The organism is Afifella pfennigii DSM 17143 (assembly GCF_000688515.1).
GTDB lineage: Bacteria > Pseudomonadota > Alphaproteobacteria > Rhizobiales > Afifellaceae > Afifella > Afifella pfennigii.
On record NZ_JHZK01000009.1, the window covers coordinates 21,229 to 38,547 of the forward strand.

At 66.0% G+C, this 17,319-nt stretch carries 15 protein-coding genes; 6 read left to right on the plus strand and 9 right to left on the minus strand.

Going from position 1 to position 17,319, the window contains the following annotated elements:
• Positions 1-135 precede the first annotated feature (135 nt).
• On the plus strand, positions 136-1,278 hold the full coding sequence (locus Q331_RS0108805) for a PQQ-dependent sugar dehydrogenase (protein ID WP_245615566.1): 1,143 nt from the start codon (positions 136-138) through the stop codon (positions 1,276-1,278).
• A gap of 30 nt (positions 1,279-1,308) precedes the next feature.
• On the opposite strand, the gene Q331_RS0108810 is transcribed toward Q331_RS0108805, so the two are convergent.
• Positions 1,309-1,698, minus strand: a complete 390-nt coding sequence (locus Q331_RS0108810) for a response regulator (protein WP_026380380.1) — start codon at positions 1,696-1,698, stop codon at positions 1,309-1,311.
• Positions 1,699-1,811: 113 nt separating this feature from the next.
• Complete coding sequence (locus Q331_RS24145; RefSeq protein WP_245615568.1) at positions 1,812-4,043, minus strand: sensor histidine kinase; 2,232 nt, start codon at positions 4,041-4,043, stop codon at positions 1,812-1,814.
• Between the two features lie 263 nt (positions 4,044-4,306).
• Here Q331_RS24145 and Q331_RS0108820 point away from each other — a divergent pair, with 263 nt between their 5' ends.
• The 3 genes from Q331_RS0108820 to Q331_RS20745 all read left to right on the plus strand — a co-directional run bounded on the left by Q331_RS0108820 (position 4,307) and on the right by Q331_RS20745 (position 6,274).
• Positions 4,307-5,059, plus strand: a complete 753-nt coding sequence (locus tag Q331_RS0108820) for a Crp/Fnr family transcriptional regulator (protein ID WP_026380381.1) — start codon at positions 4,307-4,309, stop codon at positions 5,057-5,059.
• 86 nt (positions 5,060-5,145) lie between these two features.
• Complete coding sequence (locus Q331_RS0108825) at positions 5,146-5,646, plus strand: MarR family winged helix-turn-helix transcriptional regulator (protein ID WP_051630888.1); 501 nt, start codon at positions 5,146-5,148, stop codon at positions 5,644-5,646.
• Positions 5,647-5,794: 148 nt separating this feature from the next.
• Positions 5,795-6,274: an RrF2 family transcriptional regulator gene (locus Q331_RS20745; protein ID WP_051630890.1), complete on the plus strand. Its 480-nt coding sequence runs from the start codon at positions 5,795-5,797 to the stop codon at positions 6,272-6,274.
• A gap of 53 nt (positions 6,275-6,327) precedes the next feature.
• Here the strand turns inward: Q331_RS20745 and Q331_RS0108835 are convergent, their stop codons facing one another.
• The 3 genes from Q331_RS0108835 to Q331_RS20755 all read right to left on the minus strand — a co-directional run bounded on the left by Q331_RS0108835 (position 6,328) and on the right by Q331_RS20755 (position 13,149).
• Positions 6,328-9,426: an efflux RND transporter permease subunit gene (locus Q331_RS0108835; RefSeq protein WP_026380383.1), complete on the minus strand. Its 3,099-nt coding sequence runs from the start codon at positions 9,424-9,426 to the stop codon at positions 6,328-6,330.
• Complete coding sequence (locus Q331_RS20750) at positions 9,423-10,526, minus strand: efflux RND transporter periplasmic adaptor subunit (RefSeq protein ID WP_245615577.1); 1,104 nt, start codon at positions 10,524-10,526, stop codon at positions 9,423-9,425. The genes Q331_RS0108835 and Q331_RS20750 overlap by 4 nt, the downstream gene beginning before the upstream one ends.
• 157 nt (positions 10,527-10,683) lie before the next feature.
• Positions 10,684-13,149, minus strand: a complete 2,466-nt coding sequence (locus Q331_RS20755) for a PAS domain S-box protein (RefSeq protein WP_084174939.1) — start codon at positions 13,147-13,149, stop codon at positions 10,684-10,686.
• A 207-nt stretch (positions 13,150-13,356) separates the two neighbouring features.
• Here Q331_RS20755 and Q331_RS0108855 point away from each other — a divergent pair, with 207 nt between their 5' ends.
• On the plus strand, positions 13,357-13,629 hold the full coding sequence (locus tag Q331_RS0108855) for a DUF1289 domain-containing protein (protein ID WP_026380384.1): 273 nt from the start codon (positions 13,357-13,359) through the stop codon (positions 13,627-13,629).
• Between the two features lie 132 nt (positions 13,630-13,761).
• On the opposite strand, the gene Q331_RS0108860 is transcribed toward Q331_RS0108855, so the two are convergent.
• The 3 genes from Q331_RS0108860 to Q331_RS24295 form a co-directional block, all read right to left on the minus strand.
• Positions 13,762-14,241 (minus strand): Dps family protein, encoded by a 480-nt coding sequence (locus Q331_RS0108860; protein ID WP_026380385.1) that lies wholly within the window; start codon positions 14,239-14,241, stop codon positions 13,762-13,764.
• Between the two features lie 53 nt (positions 14,242-14,294).
• Positions 14,295-14,984, minus strand: a complete 690-nt coding sequence (locus Q331_RS0108865) for a hypothetical protein (RefSeq protein ID WP_156953297.1) — start codon at positions 14,982-14,984, stop codon at positions 14,295-14,297.
• 159 nt (positions 14,985-15,143) lie between these two features.
• On the minus strand, positions 15,144-15,680 hold the full coding sequence (locus tag Q331_RS24295; protein ID WP_034491628.1) for a PilZ domain-containing protein: 537 nt from the start codon (positions 15,678-15,680) through the stop codon (positions 15,144-15,146).
• A gap of 232 nt (positions 15,681-15,912) precedes the next feature.
• Between Q331_RS24295 and Q331_RS0108875 the strand changes: the two genes are divergently transcribed.
• Positions 15,913-16,872: a 2-hydroxyacid dehydrogenase gene (locus tag Q331_RS0108875; RefSeq protein ID WP_210164930.1), complete on the plus strand. Its 960-nt coding sequence runs from the start codon at positions 15,913-15,915 to the stop codon at positions 16,870-16,872.
• Between the two features lie 9 nt (positions 16,873-16,881).
• Here the strand turns inward: Q331_RS0108875 and Q331_RS0108880 are convergent, their stop codons facing one another.
• Complete coding sequence (locus Q331_RS0108880; protein ID WP_026380388.1) at positions 16,882-17,313, minus strand: phage holin family protein; 432 nt, start codon at positions 17,311-17,313, stop codon at positions 16,882-16,884.
• Positions 17,314-17,319: the final 6 nt, after the last annotated feature.

Consider the following 17,319-nt stretch of genomic DNA (forward strand, 5'->3'; position numbering starts at 1 on the left):
CAACACAACGTTATCGGCTTATCGGTGCCCTGCCGGAACCCGCGGGGGCGCTGCCCCTTGGCGTTCACAAGGGCGACACGCCGCGGCCTGCCTCAAGGAGGACAGCGATCGGGGCCAAGAAGGAGACGAATGCGCATGCCAAAGACATTGCTTGCCACAGCCGGCCTTGCTTCCGTGCTGATGGCCGGGCCGGCGCTGGCTGAAGAGACCTACGCCACCGAGGGGCCGTCGATCGCCGTTGAGACCGTTGCCAGCGGGCTTTCCCACCCCTGGGGCCTCGCCTTCCTGCCGGACGGCTCCATGCTGGTGACGGAGCGGCCGGGCAATCTCCTTCACGTCACGCCCGAAGGCGCGGTATCGGAGCCGCTCTCCGGCCTCCCGGAAGTCGATAACCGTCGTCAGGGCGGCCTTCTCGACGTGGCGCTCGATCCCGATTTCGCCGACAACCGCCTCATCTATTGGAGCTATGCCGAGCCCGGCGAGGACGGCACGACGAGCACCGCCGTCGCCCGTGGACGGCTCAACGACGCGGTGAGGGAAGTGGAGGATGTGAACGTCATCTTCTCGCAAGAGCCGAAGGTGGCGAGCACCATGCATTACGGCTCGCGTCTCGTCTTCGACGGCAACGGGCATCTCTTCATCACGCTCGGTGAGCGCTCGGCGCGCCAATTCCGCGACCAGGCTCAGGATTTGGATTCCCATCTCGGCAAGGTGGTGCGCCTTCATCACGACGGCTCGGTGCCTGAGGACAATCCCTATGTCGGCGAGGCCGGCGCGCTTGCCGAAATCTGGTCCTACGGCCACCGCAACATCCAGGCCGCGGCGATGCATCCTGAAACCGGCGAGCTATGGGAGATCGAGCACGGCCCGCGCGGCGGCGACGAGCTTAACATCGCCCGTCCCGCAGAGAATTACGGCTGGCCGGTCATCTCCTACGGCGTCAATTACGACGGTAGCCCGGTGGGTACCGGCAAGGCCGAGGCCGAAGGCATGGTCGACCCGATCTATCAATGGACGCCGGTCATCGCCCCCTCCGGCATGACCTTCTACGAAGGCGAGATGTTCCCCGACTGGGGCGGCGACCTCTTTGTCGGCGGCCTTGCCTCACGCGCTCTGGTACGTCTGGAGATTGAGGGCGAGGATGTCACGCATGAGGAGCGGCTCCTGACGGAGCTCGGCATGCGCATCCGCGATGTCGTGGAAGGCCCGGAGGGCGCCATCTATCTGCTGACCGACGAAGCCGACGGCAAGGTGCTTCGCGTCAGCGCCGCGCAATAGGGCCACGGAGCGGTAGGTTGGGCAGCAGGCTCAGCAGAGCAGCTTTTCAAGCTCGCGCACCAGATGCCGGCCCATGACCGGCTTGGCGAGGACTGGCGCGCCGGGAAAGCGCGGCGTCAACTCCTCGCGCCTGCCATGGCCGGTGCAGAAAAGAAACGGTATGCCGTTCTCCGCGAGCAACTCCGCGGCCGGATAGACCTCTTCGCCCCGAAGGTTGATATCCAGGACGGCGGCCGAATGATGCGGTTCGATCTCCGCGATGGCGAGCGCCTCCGCCAGTGTCGTCGCGAAGGTCACCGCCGCGCCGGCCTTTTCGAGCTCGTAGGCGAGGTCGATGGCGACAAGCGCCTCGTCCTCAACGAGCAGAATATTCTGGTCTCGAAGAGGTGTCGTACCCTCTCCTCCCTGCGATCCAAGCATTCCGGGAAATTTTCTCCTGTGGGGCCGTCTACTCAAAAACGCTGCGGCGGGCGCAGCTTAGCTGGGTTTCAACGCCGCCGAGCTTGGTCGGTTCCCCCAGACTGGAGATTTTTTCACTGCGTCGCGACTGCGGCGTCTTCGCTTGCCTGCGCCGGTCGAGCCGGCTGGCCCGACCTGTCTGCATCGTCCGCCTCGGCTGCGCCGAGGCTCGCTTCCAGACGGAAGGTCAAGCCCTCCTCGCCGTAGACGACGTGGGTCTTGGCCTGCAGCTGCACCTTCAGGACCTCGGCGAGGAGGCGCGAGCCGAAGCCTTGCCGCTCCGGCGGCGCGGCCGGCGGGCCGCCCCGTTCCTGCCATTCCAGAAGGAGTGTCGGAGCCCTCACCTCGTCTGCCGGCGCCTGCAAGTGCCAGCGTACCGTCACGCGTCCTTCCGGCTTCGACAGCGCGCCGTGCTTGGCGGCGTTCGTCGCCAGCTCGTGCATGGCCATGCCGATCGGCACTGCCTGGGTCGCGCTCAGCTCGATATCCGGTCCCTCCAGCACATAGTCGCCTGCATAGGGCTCAAGCTGTTCCCGCAGCAGGTCCTTCAAGGGCGCTTTTTCCCAAGACCATTCCGTCAGAAGGGTGTGCGTCGCCGCCAAGGAGGCCAGGCGACCGGAGAAAGCTTCGTTGAAAGCCGCCACGTCCTCCACCGAGCGTGCCGTCAGCCCGGCGATCGCCTGGACGATGGCGAGCGTGTTCTTCACCCGGTGATGCAACTCGCGGATGAGAAGCTCCTGGCGCTTCTGAGTGGCCTTGCGTGCGGCGATTTCCGCCTGCGCCGCGGTAAAAAGATGCGCGTTGTCGATGGCAATGGCCGCCTGCGCGGCAAGCCCGAGGATGAGGCGTTCCGAACGCGCCGAGAAGACCGCCGTCCGGCTATGCAGGAAGATCAGGCGGCCGAGATTTTTTCCCGAGCGCGAGGCGACGGGAACGGCCAGAAGTGAGTGAATTCTTGGCCCCGCCGATGCCGCCTTGCCCCCCGGATCCCCGTCCTCCTCGTGAAGGTTCGCGCTGCGCCTGATGCCCTGCATGGCCAGGAGCTGCGCCTGGCGCTCCTGCAAGAAGCGCCGAAACGCCTCTGCGCTGGCGCCCGGCCTTACATAGAAGGCCTGCAAGGCCGCGGCGGCTGCGCCCTCCGCCTCTCCTGCGGCATCGGCGCCGAGGAAGGCAGCGCATTCGGCCCCGGTCAGCACCACGCCGGCATCGACCACCGCCCGGACGGCACGGTCGGGATCGAGTTCGGCGGAAAGGATGCGCGAAGCTCCGTTCAGCGCCTCAAGGGCCTGCGTCTCCTCTTCCAGCGCCGCGGTGCGTCGCGCCACCTCCTGCTGCAGGAAATCGCGGCTCGCCGCGTCGCGCCGCGCCTCGTGGCGCGCATAGGCGGTCAGCCCGAGCAGCGACAAAATCGCCGCCAGTGCGAAGACACCATAGGGCCAGGCATTGCCGAGCCAGAGGGAAACGAGCGCGTGAGTCGGCACCGAAACGCGCACATAGACCGGCAGCGCGCCGACCTGATGATAGGCGCCGAAGCGGGTCTCGCCATTCTGGGCGAGCTGGGTGAAGCGGCCCTCCCCCGGCCCGGCGGCGAGCAAGGCTTCCAGCTCTTCGCTGAAGCCCGGCAGGTCGGTGAGCGCGGCGTGCGGATGGCGCGCGAGCACGGCCTGGTCGCTGCGCCGAAACAGCGTCACCAAGGCCTGGGGCGGCAAGGGAATGCGTTCCCAGAACGAGTGGAAATAGGCAAGGTCGAGCGTGGCGAAGGCGACGCCCCGGAAGCTGCCATCGGCTTCCTCCAGACGACGACTGACGAGGAAGGTGGCGCGCTCCGTCACGCGGCCGACGATCGGCATGCCGACATAAAGCGCGCCGCCGGGCTGAAGATGCGCCCTGAAGGCGTCGCGGTCGCTGGCCTGCGAGGCCGGGGCGGGAAAGGCGAAGGTCGTCAGGCGCAGCTTCCCATCGGTATCGTTCAGCCACAGATCATCGACATAGGGCAGGTCGGCACGCACCGCCGCCAGCTCGTCGTAAAGGCCGCGCGATGTCTCGACCTCCTCCCAGCTCATGCTCTGGCTCGCCACGGCCGCCTTCTCCAGCGCCAGATCAGAGACCTCGAAGAGCCGCGCGGCATGGTCGGCCAGGAAGAAGGCGGCGCTGCGCGTGGCGTCTTCGGTCTTTTGCGACAGCTCGCGCCATTGCTCGAAAGCCAGCAGCGACACGGCGGCCAGAACCGTCAGCGCGCCGACAAGGCCGACAAGCGCCGCCAGGCGCGCCACGGAGGGCGCCAGCACCGATTTCAATCGTCTCACCTGGCGCATCGCCGCAACCGCCCGCTCATGCGGCCGGGCCGGGCCGCGGCGTCTCAAACAAGTTCAGACACACAGAAACGCTCGCTCTCGCCATCAGCGCCGAGCCGCCGGGTTGGACATGGCTCTCATCTAGGTTGGGAACTTATCAAGGTCCATGCGATGATTGTGAAAGCCTGGCAAGGGCGGCGCCACCTTCCTCTCTCGGCTGAAGCGGTTTAACGGATGCGGCGCAAGAGCTGAAGCCGACGGGGGCGAAATGAGCGATGGTCGCACGCGATGGAAGCTGCCTCATCCGCAAGATCTCTCACTATCTTGATCTCACCGAGGACGAGAAGCGCCTGCTCGCCAGGCTGGAGGAGACGAGCCGCAAGCTGCGCCGCGACGAGATCCTGATCGAGGAGGACGGCGAGCTGCGCGAGATGTTCGTCGTCAGCGAGGGCTGGCTCTACACCTACACCCATACCCTCGACGGGCGCCGGCAGGTCTTTGAGGTGCATTTTCCCGGCGATATCGTCGGCGCCAGCCAAGCGCCGTTCGAGCGCATCGGCTATGGCGTCGCCGCCGCGACGGAGGCGATCGTCTGCCCGTTTCCCAAGCGCAGCCTCAATGCGATCTTCTCGCGCTCTCCGGCCCTGACAGCGCTTTTCTACGCTTTTGCCGTGCTCGACCACGCCACCATCCTGGATCGGCTGCGTGCCACCGGGCGCATGGGCGCGGCCGAACGCGTGCTTCTGGTTCTTCTGCAATGCCTCGCCCGGCTGCGCATCACCGACCCCGACAGGCAGGACGGGCTGGACATGCCGCTCCGCCAGGAACTGATTGGCGACATGGTTGGCCTCAGCAATATCTCCGTCAGCCACGCCCTTAAGGAGCTGGCCCAAGCGGGGCTGATTGAGCGCGATGCGCGCCATTTCAGCTTTCCCGATTTGCAGCGCGCCCAGACGCAGATCGATTTTTCCGACCGCTATTACGCCATCGATACGAGCTGGTTCCCGCGCCAATGGGAGATTGCTTAAGCTAGTTTAATGCGCTCGCCGCCGCCGCGCCGCATCGACATAGGCCGTTAACAGCGACCGATCGCGGGCAAATAAAGGCGGCAGAGGTGGAACTGACAAGCGACAAGGAGACGAAGGGATGCGGCGAACGCCCTGCCGCGAAGGCGGCGCCGGGCGATGGTGCTGCCGCCATCCGTTCTGTGGCTCGGACGGCCAAGCTTTGCCGTGCCTATCTCGGCATCGAGCTCGCCCGCATCGGGCTGCATCCTGGACAGGATACGCTGCTATGGGCGCTCCGCGATGGCGCCAACTCGCCGGGGCGGCTTGCGCTCACGCTTCAGGTGCGTCCGCCGACCGTCAGCAAGATGCTCGATCGCCTTGCCGCGCGCGGCTTTGTACGCCGCGATTGCGATCCGGCCGATAGCCGGCGTAACACCGTGCATCTGACCGACAAGGGCGTGACGACGCTCGCGGCCGTCGACGAGGCCTGGGCAAGGCTCGCCGACATTGCCGGGCACGGCCTTTCTCAAAAAGAGATCGTCGACGCGCTGCGGGCGCTTGAGGCCTTCGAGGCCAATCTTTCGCGCGCCCTCAGCCGCATGCGCTGAGCCCCGCTCGAAGCGCCGCGCCGACGCGGGCGGCCACGCCTTGCCTCGCTTGCGAAACCGTGCCGTTGACGCCACGCGGGCCCGCGGCGTATTTCTGCCGTACTGGCATGCCACATCAAGGCCAGCCCCGAGGGATTTGAGGAGCAAGATGCGCCTCACCAAGCAGACGAGCCAAGCCCTGCGCATTCTCCTGCATTGCGCGCGCATCGGCCAGCTCACCAATGCAGGCGAGATCGCCCGCACGACATTGATCACCGAGCACAACGTCGCCAAGCTGGTGGCGCTGCTCGTTCAGGGCGGCTTCCTGCAGACCATGCGCGGCCGCACGGGCGGTGTGCGCCTCGCCCGCCCGCCGCAGGAGATCAATCTCGGCGAGGTGGTGCGCCTGACCGAAGCGACCTCCATGGAAGCGGACTGCTTCGGCGAACCGATCGACTGCTCCATCCGTCCGCTCTCGCCGGTCAACCGCATCTTCAGCCAGGCCGTGAGCGCCTTCACCGAAGTGCTCGACCAGCACACGCTCGCCGATTTGATGGTCCGCCATCCCGGCCAGAAGGCCGACGAGGAAGGCATGGAGACCGCGCTCGGCCTCGCCGCGACCGGCCTTGGCGAGCGACGGCCGACCTGACATCGCCATCCGGGCCGCTGCAACGCCGCCTGCGGCAGGGCTTCAGTTCATCTTCAGCCTGCGATGCCCTTCGGCCGCGAGGGAAGCTCCGCCGCCAGGCGCTTTTCCACCGCGCCCCGCGGTTCGGTGAAACGGGCGAGAAGGTCGTAGAGGACCGGCGTCACCACCAGGGTCAAGACCGAGGCGAGCGCCAGGCCGCCGATGACGACGGTGCCGATGGCTACCCGGCTTTCCGCGCCGGCGCCGGAGGCGAGCACCAGCGGCACGGCGCCTAGGATGGTGGAGATGACCGTCATCACGATCGGCCTGAAGCGCAAGATAGAAGCCTCGATCACCGCCTCGCGCACGGACCGCCCCTCGTCGCGTAGCTGATTGGCGAATTCCACGATCAAAATGCCGTTCTTGGCCATCAGCCCGATCAGGAGAATGATGCCGATCTGGCTGTAGATGTTGAGCGACAGGCCGGCGAGGAAGAGCGCATAGAGCGCGCCGGCGAGCGCCAAGGGCACCGACAGCATGATGACGAAGGGATGCACGAAGCTCTCGAACTGCGCCGCCAGCACCAGGAAGACGATGAGCACGGCGAGCCCGAAGGTCACTGCGACGCCCCCGGATGTCTCCAAATATTGCTGCGACTGGCCGGAGAAGGCGATCTTGGCTTCCGGCGGAAGCGTCTCGGCCGCCGCCTCGCGGATGAAGTCGATGGCCGAGCCGAGATCGTAGCCCTCCGCCAGCGCCGCCTCCAGGGTGATGGAAGGCAGGCGGTCGTAGCGGTTCAGCTCCGGCGCGGCGGCGCGCTCTGAAAGCCGCGTCAGCGCCACCAGCGGCACCAGGGTCTCGCCGTCGCCGGCGCGCACGAACATGTTGCCGATATCGCTGGGGGTCTGCCGGTCATCGGCCTGCGCCTGCAGGATCACCGGGTATTCGCGGCCGCGATCGACGAAGGTCGAGACCTCGCGCGAGGCGAGCATGGTTTGCAGCGTCTGCGCCACCGCCTCCACGGAGATGCCGAGATCGTCCAGCTTCTCGCGATCGAGGGCGATGTCGATTTGCGACTGGTTCTCTTCAAAATCGATCTCCGGATTGCGCAATCCGGGATTTTCCTGCGCCTTCTCCAGCAGCGCGTAGGTCCATTCCTTGACGCTTTCGAAATCGGGCCCGCCGATCACCACCGAAAGCGGCGTGCGGTTGCCCCTGAGTCCGAGCCCTGAGGGCGTCACCGGAAAGCCGCGCGCCCCGATCACCTTTTCCACCGAAGGAATGATCTGACGCTGGATGTCGGTATGGCTCGCCTCGCGCTCCTCCCACGGCGCCAGCCGCACGATGACGAAGGCGCGGTAGGGCCGCCCCCAGGAGCCGACGATGGAATAGACCGTCCTCGCCTCGCCGCTTTCCAGAAGCGGCATCAGCTCATCCTCCAGGATCCGCACTTCCTGATCGGTATAGGTGACGGTGGAGCCCTGCGGCGAGGTCAGCGGGATGAAGATGATGCCGCGGTCTTCCGAAGGCGAGAGCTCGCGCGGCAGTTCCTGATAGAGCGCGATGCCGCCCCCGGCGATGGCAACCGCCACGGTGAGGACGACGAGCGGCATGTTGAGCGCTCGGGTGAGCACCGCCCTGTAGGCCTGACGGAAGCGCGAGGGACGCGGCGGCGTGCCGTCCTCGCCGGTGCCGCGATGGCGTCTCAGCAGGCGCGAGGCCAGCACCGGGCACAGCGACAGCGCCACGAAGGTGGAGATGGCGACCGCGCTCGCCATGACGAAGCCGAACTCGGTGAAGAGCCGGCCCGCCTGCCCCTCCAGGAAGGAGATCGGCACGAAGACGGCAATGAGGGTGAGCGAGGTGGCGATGACGGCGAAGGTGACCTGACGCGCGCCGAGGAAGCTCGCCACCATGGGCGGCTCTCCCTCATCGATGCGCCGCTGGATGTTCTCCAGAACGACGATGGCGTCGTCGACGACCAAGCCAATCGCCAAGAGCAGGGCGAGCAGGGTCAGGACGTTGATGGAAAAGCCCAGCGCCGAGATGAGGATGAAGCAGCCGATGAGCGACACCGGTATCGTCACCGCCGGCACCAGGGTGGCTCTGACCGACATCAGGAAGAGCAGGATGACGAGCACGACGAGCACCAGCGAGATGGCGAGCGCCGTCAGGACTTCGCGGATGGAGGCGCCGATGAAGACCGCATCGTCCGATCCGACGGTGATCTCCATGCCGTCGGGCAAGGTTGGGCGAATGCGCTCAAGCTCTTCCGTCACCGCGCGCGAGATGGCGATGGTGTTGGCCTGCGATTGCCGGGAGATGCCGAGGCCGACCGCTTCCACGCCGTTGGCGCGCACCAGCGTATTCTCGTCCTCCACCCCGAGCGCCACCCGCGCCACGTCCTTGAGGCGCACCGGATAGCCCGCCACCCGATCGACGACGATATTGGAAAAGGCGTCGACATCGGCGAGGCGGCTGTCGATGCGCACCGCCAGCATGCGGCTGCGCGATTCCACGTCGCCGGCCGGCAGCTCGACATTGTTGCGGCGAATGGCGGCTTCCACATCGGCCACCGTCAGGTTGCGCGCCGCCAGCGCCTCGCGGTCGAGCCAGATGCGGATGGCGTAGCGCCGCTCACCGAAAATCTCCACATTGGCCACGCCGTCGAGCGTCGCCAGCCGGTCGACCAGGAAGCGGTCGAGATAGTCGGTGATCTGCGCCGCACTCATGCGCGTGGAGGTGACGGCGAGCCGGATCACCGGATCGGCATCGGCGTCGTTCTTGACCACTTGCGGCTCGTCGACTTCGGCCGGAAGCTGGCCTCTGACCCGCGCCACCGCGCTCCTGACGTCGTTCGCCGCCTCGTCGATGTCGCGCCCGATGATGAATTCCACCGTGGTGCGGCTGCGCCCGCGCCGGCTCTGGGAGCTGATCGACTTGACCCCGGAAATGCCGGCCACCGCCCCCTCGATGGTCTCGGTGATGTCGGTATCGATGATTTCCGGCGCTGCGCCGGCATAGGCCGTGGTGATGGTGACGACCGCCGTGTCGACATCGGGCAATTCGCGCACCGGGATGGAAAGCAGCGCCGCCAGCCCGAAGACCACGATGAGGATGGAGGCGACCGCCGCCAGCACCGGCCGCTTGATGGAGATGTCCGATAAGATCATCCGAAATCGCCGGAGCCGCCCGAAACGGTCGCTGGCTCCGCCTCTTCGCCGAGGATGTTGATCTGGCTGCCCTCGCGCAGCCGTTGCATGCCGCGGATCACCACCCTTTCGCCGTCCTTGACCCCCTCGGCGATCTCAACCATGCCGGCATGGCGCTGGCCGGTGACGACCGCGCGCCGACGCGCCGTCTCGCCCTCCGCAACGAAGACGAACGAGCCGGCTCCTTCCGCCGTCACCGCCTCTTCCGGCACCATGACGACGAGGCGCCGCTCCAACACCACCGCAAGGTTCACGAACATGCCCGCCGGCAGGGCGAGATCCGCATTCGGGATGGAGGCGCGCACCTTGAAGGAGCGCGAGACGGCGTCGACGCGGCTGTCGATCGCCACCACCTCGCCGGCAAAGCTCTTGCCGGCGAAAGCGGCGCTCTCGGCGATCACCGGCAGGCCGATTTGCACCTCGCCGAACACCGTCTCCGGCAGCGCGAACTCTACCTCCACGACCGAAAGATCGTCGAGCGTCGTGATCACCGTGGAATCGTCCACCCGCGCCCCCAGATCGACCCGCTTCAGGCCGGTAACGCCGGCAAAGGGCGCGCGCACGACGCGGTCGGCGAGACGGCGCTCGGCCCGTTCCAGCTCCGCCTCGGCGGTAATTCTGGCGGCGGTGAGCTGATCGACCGTCGCCTCCGTGACGGCTCTCGACTGGCGCAACGATTCGGCACGCTCCAGCGCCAGCTGTGCCTCGCGCAGCTTGGCCTTAGCCTCCTTCACATCGGCGTTCTCGATATCGTCATCGAGGCGTAGGAGCGGCTCTCCCCCGTGCACCTTCTGCCCGGCCGCGAAGCTCTGCTCCACGATCCGGCCGGAGGCGAGCGGCACGATCTCCACCGAGCGCAGCGCCCGCGTCGTGCCGACGGCCTCCAAGGTGCGCTCGATCTCAAGCTCCTTGGCAAGCGCCGTCTCCACCGCGATGGCGGCAGGCCCGCGCGCGGCGTTCGCATCTGGAGCGGAGTTTTCCGGCTGCAGCCACAGTTGCAGGGCTTGATAGCCGCCAAACAGCAAGAGTGCGGCGACCACGATTCCGATCGCCTGCTTCACAAAAGACAAATGTGGTACTCCGTGAGCAACGGGCGCCCGCGCCAAAGGCGGCAAGGCCTTGCGCTAAATCCCGGCGCGCATCTTAGCGGTGGCGGATGAAAGGGCGACTTACTTTTTCGTCAGCTTGCAGACCATCTGCCGCATCCGCCGACGCGGTTCAGCCCGCTTGCATCCCCAGATCGCGCAGCGCCGCATCGAGGCTGTGCCCGTCATAAGGCTTGGCAAGCACGCGGATGCGCGGATCTCCCTGATGCTCGGCGACCAACTCGGAGGTGGAATGCCCGGTGGCGAAGATGATCGGCAGGTCGGGCCGAATGGCGCGCAAACGTCGCACCAGATCCGCCCCGTCCGCATCCGGCAGGCCGATATCGACCATGATCGCGCCGAACCGTTCCGGCGCCTCGCCGAATTTGCGCAAAGCCTCTTCCGCGCTCACCGCCGTCTCGGCGGAGTGGCCGAGCTCCTCCAACAGGTCGGTGGCCAGGATAGAGATCAACACCTCGTCCTCCACGATCAGGACGGAACGCGGTTCGGCCACGTCATCCACCTCCTTGTCGGCCTGATTAAGAAGCGCGCTGACGCGAGCGGCAAGCTCGGCGTTCTCAAATGGCTTGCGCAGGATTTCCGCGTCCGCGGGAAGGCCGCCTTCATCAACGGCGAAGAGGTTATGCGCATAGGCCGTGGTGAACAACACCGATAGGTCGGGACGGAGCGCCACGGCGGCCTCGGCGAGCTCGCGTCCGTTGAGCCCGCCCGGCAGTCCGACATCGGTGAACAGGAGGTCGATCCGTGCGCTTTCGCGCATCACGCCGAGCGCCTCTTCGCCGTCCGCCACGGCGATGACGGAGTAGCCGAGCTCTTCCAGGAGCGAGGCGGAATAGCGGCGCACATCTTCATCGTCCTCCACGACGAGGATGGTTCGGCAGCGCCATTCCTGAGCCAGGGTGGGCGCCTCCGGAACCGTTCTTGCCGGCACCTCCGCCGGCATGTCCTGCGAGCGGCGCAGGAAAAGGCAGACCTCCGTGCCTTCGCCGAGCGTCGAGTCCAGCGTGATCCCGCCGTCCGATTGCTTCAGGAAGCCGTAGACCTGGGACAAGCCGAGACCGGTGCCAGCGCCGATTTCCTTGGTGGTGAAGAAGGGATCGAACGCCTGCTGCAGGGTCTCCTCGCTCATGCCTTCGCCGGTGTCGGTGACGCAGATGCAGACATAATCGCCGGCCCCCATATCCGGGTCGAGGTCGGCGGCACGCGGCTCGCCGACGGAGCGGTTGACCGTCTGAATGGTCAACACGCCGCCCTCTGGCATGGCGTCTCTGGCATTGACGGCCAGATTGAGGATGGCGCTCTCCAGATGGTTCGCATCGGCGATGATCGGCCAGGCGTCCTCGGCCAGATCGGTGCGCAGCTCGATGGTCTCGCCGAGCGTGCGGCGCAACAGATCGACCATCTCCAGGACCAGCCGGTTGGGATCGATCGGCTGCGGCTTCAAAGGCTGCCGGCGGGCAAACGCGAGCAGCCGCTCCGTCAGCGTCGCCGCTCTTTGCGCTCCGCGCATGGCGTTCTTGGCCGCGCTCCTGACCCGCTCCAGGTCGATCTCCTTCTTGTCCAGCCGGCGCAGCAGCGATTCCAGATTGCCCGAAATGACCGTGAGGAGGTTGTTGAAATCGTGCGCCACGCCGCCAGTGAGCTGTCCGATCGCCTCCATCTTCTGCGCCTGCCGCAGCGCTTCCTCGGCCTGCTGGCGATCCGAGATCTCCTCCAAGAGCCGTTCATTGGCGGCTTTCAGCTCGGCGGTTCGCGCATCGACGATCCGCTCCAACTCCTCCTGGCTGCGAGCAAGCGCCTGACGGGCGACGATCTGGTCTTCAATATCCGTGCAGGTGCCGAACCAGCGCACGATCTTCCCGCTCGGCTCGTCATAGACGGGCAGGGCGCGCGCCAGCACCCATCGATAGGCGCCGTCATGGCGGCGAAGACGGTATTCCACCTCGTAGAGCTCGCCCGTGGCGAGCGCGTGCTGCCAACGTGCGCGCACCGCCTCCCGGTCCTGCGGATGACAGATGGAGGGCCAGTCCTGGCTCTCCGCCAACGCCGGCAGGCCGGTGAAATCGTACCAGCGCTGGTTGAAATAGTCGTGCCGCCCGTCCGGCAGACTCGACCAGACGATTTGCGGCATGGATTCGGCGATGGCGCGAAATTGCGCCTCGCTGCGCCGCAGCTCCTCCTCCGCCAACTTGCCATCGGAGATATCGACGTTGATGCCGGTGTAGCCCAGGAAGGTGCCGCCGGAATCGAAACGCGGCGCGCCTTCGCAGCGATACCAGCGCAAGCGCGCGTCTCGATCCTTGACGCGCACCTCCGTCTTGAACACCTGACGGGCGGCGAAGGCCGTCATGAAGGCGGCATAGAAGCTCGGCAGATCCTCTGCGATCAACACCCGTTGCCAGCCATCGCCGAGCATCTCGGTCGCCGGCGCCCCGAAAACGGTCTCGTAATGGCGGTTGGCGAAGATCATGCGGCCTTCCGCGTCACTCACCCAGATGAGCGCCGGGGCACTGTCGGCAATCCGCCTGAAGCGGGACTCGCTCTCTGCAACGACCACTTGCAGCCTTGACCCTTCCATTCTGGCGCGGCAAGCCGCCTCTGCCCGATTTCGGCTTGGCGCCTTGCGTGGCACCTGTCAACCGCCCGGAGGCGGGCAAGCTTTTTGCCGGCAAAACAGGCTAACGCCGCAGCGCGGGCAAAGCTCCATCGAGGTGTCGAACCTTGACGAAGGCGGGCAAAAGGCAAATCTCTGCGGCCGACCCAGCCAACAGACCTCAAGACACCCATGGCCAAGACGTGGACGAATGCGCCCTCGCCCTGCATCGACGTGTGCAAGTACAAGCGCAAGGGCCGTTGCATCGGCTGCTCGATGACGAAGGAAGAGAAGTCGCTCTTCAAACGCCTGGATGCAAAGGCCGACAAGAAGGCCTTCTTCCGTGAGCTGGTAGCGCGGCTGGAGCAACAGGGCGGCCTCGCCTTTTGGGCCACCGCCTACCGCAGGAAATGCGACAAACGCGGCGTCCCTTGTCCGCTCGACAAGCTCACCATGGACGCTTGAGGCCCGGGCGGGCTTTATGGCGGGTGCCGGCGCCGCCGCTTGGCGGGTGTCGCGAAAGGGCCGGCGCATACGCACCGGCCCTTGCCTCAATCCCTAAGAGCCCTCGCAGAAACCGCGGCGGCGCGGTACCAGCTACGCCGATTTGCCGAGATGGGCGCGCAGCATCCAGGCGAACTTGTCATGGGCGGCCACGCGCGCCGTGGCAAGATCGTTGGTTGCCCAGTCGCCATGCTTGTCGGCCACCTCGCACAGCGCCGAAAGCGTCGAGGAGAGAGTTTCCTGGTCCGCCAGAAGCGCCGCAACCATTTCCCGGTCCGAAGCGTGCCCGTCATGCTCCTCGATGGCGCTGCGCTCCAGATACTTGGAGTAGCGTCCCTCCGCATGGGCATCGAGCGCCTTGATGCGTTCGGCAAGCTCGTCCATCGCCTCGAAATGATCCTCGTAGACCTTCTGGAACAGGTCATGCAGCGGCCCGAAGGCCATGCCAGTGACGTTCCAGTGGAAATTCTGAGCCTTGCTCATGGCCACCGCGGTCTCCGCAACCGCCTGCGTCAGGCCTTCGACAAGGTCCTGCTTTGCCCCTGGCTCAATCTTGGCTGCAACTAAACCCATTTCGCCCTCCATTTCCGTCTCGATGCTGACGTATAAATTAGAATATCTCTAAACTATCCTCTTCCCGTGCCGCCTTCAAGGCCATGTCGCGCCAGCGCCAGACCACGCGACAAAAAGCGCAACCAGCGATGTCCTTCCGGCCGCACCCGCCAGGCAATCAACGCACGAGCGCCGTTTTCGTCTCCCTCTCGCCAGGCGCGAAGCAGCCGCGCCAACCAGATCTCGTCCGCCGAATGGACCGCCGTTCCGGGCCGATAGAAGGCGAGCGGCCGGCGAGCCTTGCGCGAAAGGGCGCGGAAGAAGGCAATGGCAAAACGTTCCAGCGACACATCCCGCTCCCCGGCGAGAAGGAAGCAGGCACGCTCGATATCCGCTTGCGAGGAGAGGAGGCTTTTCAGAACCAGCCACCGCAGCGCCTCCATCTCGGCGGCTTCGCGGGGCGACAGCGGCGCCGGTCCCGCCGATAGCGGCGCGAAGCTCTGGCAGGCCGGAAACGGCAGGACGTTTTCCGCCGCTACGCTCGCACTGGCAACCTGGCGCCCGAAAGCACCCATGCTGAAATCCTGATCCTGAAAGCCCATAGGGTTTTTCCGGCGATCCGCCGCGCCGCGCCGGCTACGCCGTCTCGTACTCTGCGCCTTCTCTAAGCTAGAGAGACAGGCGCCGGATTTCAAAGCCCGATGCGCCGCGGCGGAACCACATCGCCAGTGCGACGCGAGGCCCCGGGGTCTGTTGAGAATCATCGCATGCGCTGCGCGGCGAAGAGAATCCGTCAGCTCCAGAAGCGAGGAGGAAGGACATGCCGACGGATATGCGACGAGGCGCGACGCCGAAATGGCGCATCTGCGCGGCCCCCTTCGGGATAGGCACCGACGCAGCAGGATGTGCTGACCCCAAAGACCCTAAAGCGACAGCAACTCTTCGATCTGGGCGGGCGTCATGCGGCCGCGGCAGAACTGCACGCCGGCCCGGTTGCCGCGCCGCCAGGCGACCTCGCAGGTGATCGCGATATGCGCCAACGGCACGGCCAGAACCATCTCGCCTGCCAAGAGGTTTGCCTCTTCGCATTCCAGCTGTGCGCCCGCCGTCGACAGATCGCGGATGATGCAGCGCCGGATCTTGCGATCGCGCGAGACGATCAAGGCATCGATCGCCGCCGCCAATCGCACCGCCCCGCGTCGCTGCGCCGAGGAACGCAGAAGGATCGGGATATCTTCGTTGGCTTTGCGGGGTTTGAAAGCCAGGTGCGAGACGCTTTCCTGGGCGACCTTTCGCAGGGAGGCAGGCGCCGCCTCCGGGCCTGCATCCGATACCAGGCGAAGGCGCGACCTCGGCTCGCGGTCAAGGGCCGACGTCTCGCCGCACGGCTGCGCCTCGCGCCGCGTTTCCCCCTGCGCAAGGATCGAAGAATCGCCTCGAAGCGGCTTCTCGCCGAACATGCCTTCCCTCGTTGCTTGCTTGTGCAAGTCACTTCCGAGAGAGCCTAGCGGGGGAAAATGAGGAGAGTGTTACTGCGATGTCGGAAACGTCGGCATATGTCTTGAATATGCAGCATTTTTTTGCGGTCCGGCCGACACCATGGCACGCGCCCGGCATCTGGCGCAGCCTTGCTTCGCTGCGCGCGGATGTGAATGATGCCGGTCCCCCCGCATCTTTCCCCCAAGAGGCATCATGAAGCCGGAGATCCTCGTCGTCAGTGCGCATATGCCGCACGTCCTTACCGTCCTTCGCGAAGAATTCCTCTTGCACGACCTGCGGGACGCGGAGAACCCGGCGGCACGGCTTCAGGAAATAGGCCCCTCCATCCGCGGCCTTGCCTCCACGGCGTTCGCGGCGGCCGACAAGCCGCTGATCGACGCCCTGCCGAACCTTGAGATCATCTCCCATCTCGGCGTCGGCTACGACACGGTGGACGTCGCCCATGCGCTTTCCCGGGGCATCGCCGTCACCCATACCCCGGACGTGCTCAACGACGAGGTGGCCAATACAGCTATCCTCCTGCTTCTGTCGGCCGCCAGGCGTTTCGTGGAATACGACCGCTATGTGCGCGCCGGTCGCTGGGAGGAGGAGGGCGATCCGCCACTTACCCACGGCATCGCCGGTCGCAAGGTGGGCATTGTCGGTTTCGGCCGCATCGGCAAGACCATCGCCGAGAAGCTGAAGGCCTTCCATGCAGAGATCGTCTATCACGGCCGGCGCGAGCAGAAGGATCAGCCCTACCGCTATTATGCCGACCTTCGGCAGATGGCACGCGACTGCTACGCGCTCGTCGTCATCACGCCGGGCGGCGCGGAGACCCACCATCTCATCTCGGGCGAGGTGATGGAGGCGATCGGGCCGGACGGCATATTGGTCAACGTCGCGCGCGGGCCGGTCGTCGATGAGAGCGCGCTGATCGCCGCTCTTCAGGAAGGCAGGCTCGGCTACGCCGCCCTCGATGTTTTTGAGAAGGAGCCGCATGTGCCCGAAGCGCTGCGCAAGCTCGACAACGTCGTGCTGCAGCCGCACCAGGGCAGCGCCACGGTGGAGACGCGGCGTGCCATGGGCGATCTTGTCGTCGACAATTTCCGGGCCTTTTTCGCCGGCCGCCCGTTGCTCACGCCCGTGCCGGAGATGCAGGCGCGGGAGTGAGCTTCGGCCTTATCGGCGCCGTCCCAGAAGCACGCCGATGATAAGGGCGATGCCGGCCGCCTGCACAACCGGATTGGCAAGCGGCGAGCCGCTCTGGCTCAAGGAGCGCTGCATGCGCCGATAGGTGTTTTCCGCGCTCTGGCTAAGTTCCTTGAAGGGCTGCTCGGCCGCCCGCGATGTCTCCCGTTGCGGCCGGAGCGCCAAGAGGAGGACGATAAGCCCGATAAAGAAAAGCCCCCCGGCTATTGCCAGCGCCGAGACGAGAGGCGTCCATAGCTGCGACAGGAAGATGTGCAGCGCGGCGAGGGCATAGCCGATGGCGAAGAGGAGGATGACGAGACCGATCGCCGCCAGCACCGCCTGCATGACCAGAACGCGGATGCGGCGGCGAAGATTAGCGGCCCCGTAAGCGAGGCTGATGGAGGACAGCAATCGGAACATGGCCGC

What these genes read in the sequence shown, in the direction of transcription:
- Q331_RS0108855 (WP_026380384.1), top strand. Translation starts at nt 13,357, where the DNA reads ATGGCCAAGACGTGGACGAATGCGCCCTCGCCCTGCATCGACGTGTGC.
- Q331_RS20745 (WP_051630890.1), top strand. Translation starts at nt 5,795, where the DNA reads ATGCGCCTCACCAAGCAGACGAGCCAAGCCCTGCGCATTCTCCTGCAT.
- Q331_RS0108865 (WP_156953297.1), bottom strand. Translation starts at nt 14,984, where the DNA reads ATGATTCTCAACAGACCCCGGGGCCTCGCGTCGCACTGGCGATGTGGT.
- Q331_RS0108820 (WP_026380381.1), top strand. Translation starts at nt 4,307, where the DNA reads ATGGTCGCACGCGATGGAAGCTGCCTCATCCGCAAGATCTCTCACTAT.
- Q331_RS0108810 (WP_026380380.1), bottom strand. Translation starts at nt 1,698, where the DNA reads ATGCTTGGATCGCAGGGAGGAGAGGGTACGACACCTCTTCGAGACCAG.
- Q331_RS20755 (WP_084174939.1), bottom strand. Translation starts at nt 13,149, where the DNA reads ATGGAAGGGTCAAGGCTGCAAGTGGTCGTTGCAGAGAGCGAGTCCCGC.
- Q331_RS0108880 (WP_026380388.1), bottom strand. Translation starts at nt 17,313, where the DNA reads ATGTTCCGATTGCTGTCCTCCATCAGCCTCGCTTACGGGGCCGCTAAT.
- Q331_RS24295 (WP_034491628.1), bottom strand. Translation starts at nt 15,680, where the DNA reads ATGTTCGGCGAGAAGCCGCTTCGAGGCGATTCTTCGATCCTTGCGCAG.
- Q331_RS0108805 (WP_245615566.1), top strand. Translation starts at nt 136, where the DNA reads ATGCCAAAGACATTGCTTGCCACAGCCGGCCTTGCTTCCGTGCTGATG.
- Q331_RS0108860 (WP_026380385.1), bottom strand. Translation starts at nt 14,241, where the DNA reads ATGGGTTTAGTTGCAGCCAAGATTGAGCCAGGGGCAAAGCAGGACCTT.
- Q331_RS0108835 (WP_026380383.1), bottom strand. Translation starts at nt 9,426, where the DNA reads ATGATCTTATCGGACATCTCCATCAAGCGGCCGGTGCTGGCGGCGGTC.
- Q331_RS0108875 (WP_210164930.1), top strand. Translation starts at nt 15,913, where the DNA reads ATGAAGCCGGAGATCCTCGTCGTCAGTGCGCATATGCCGCACGTCCTT.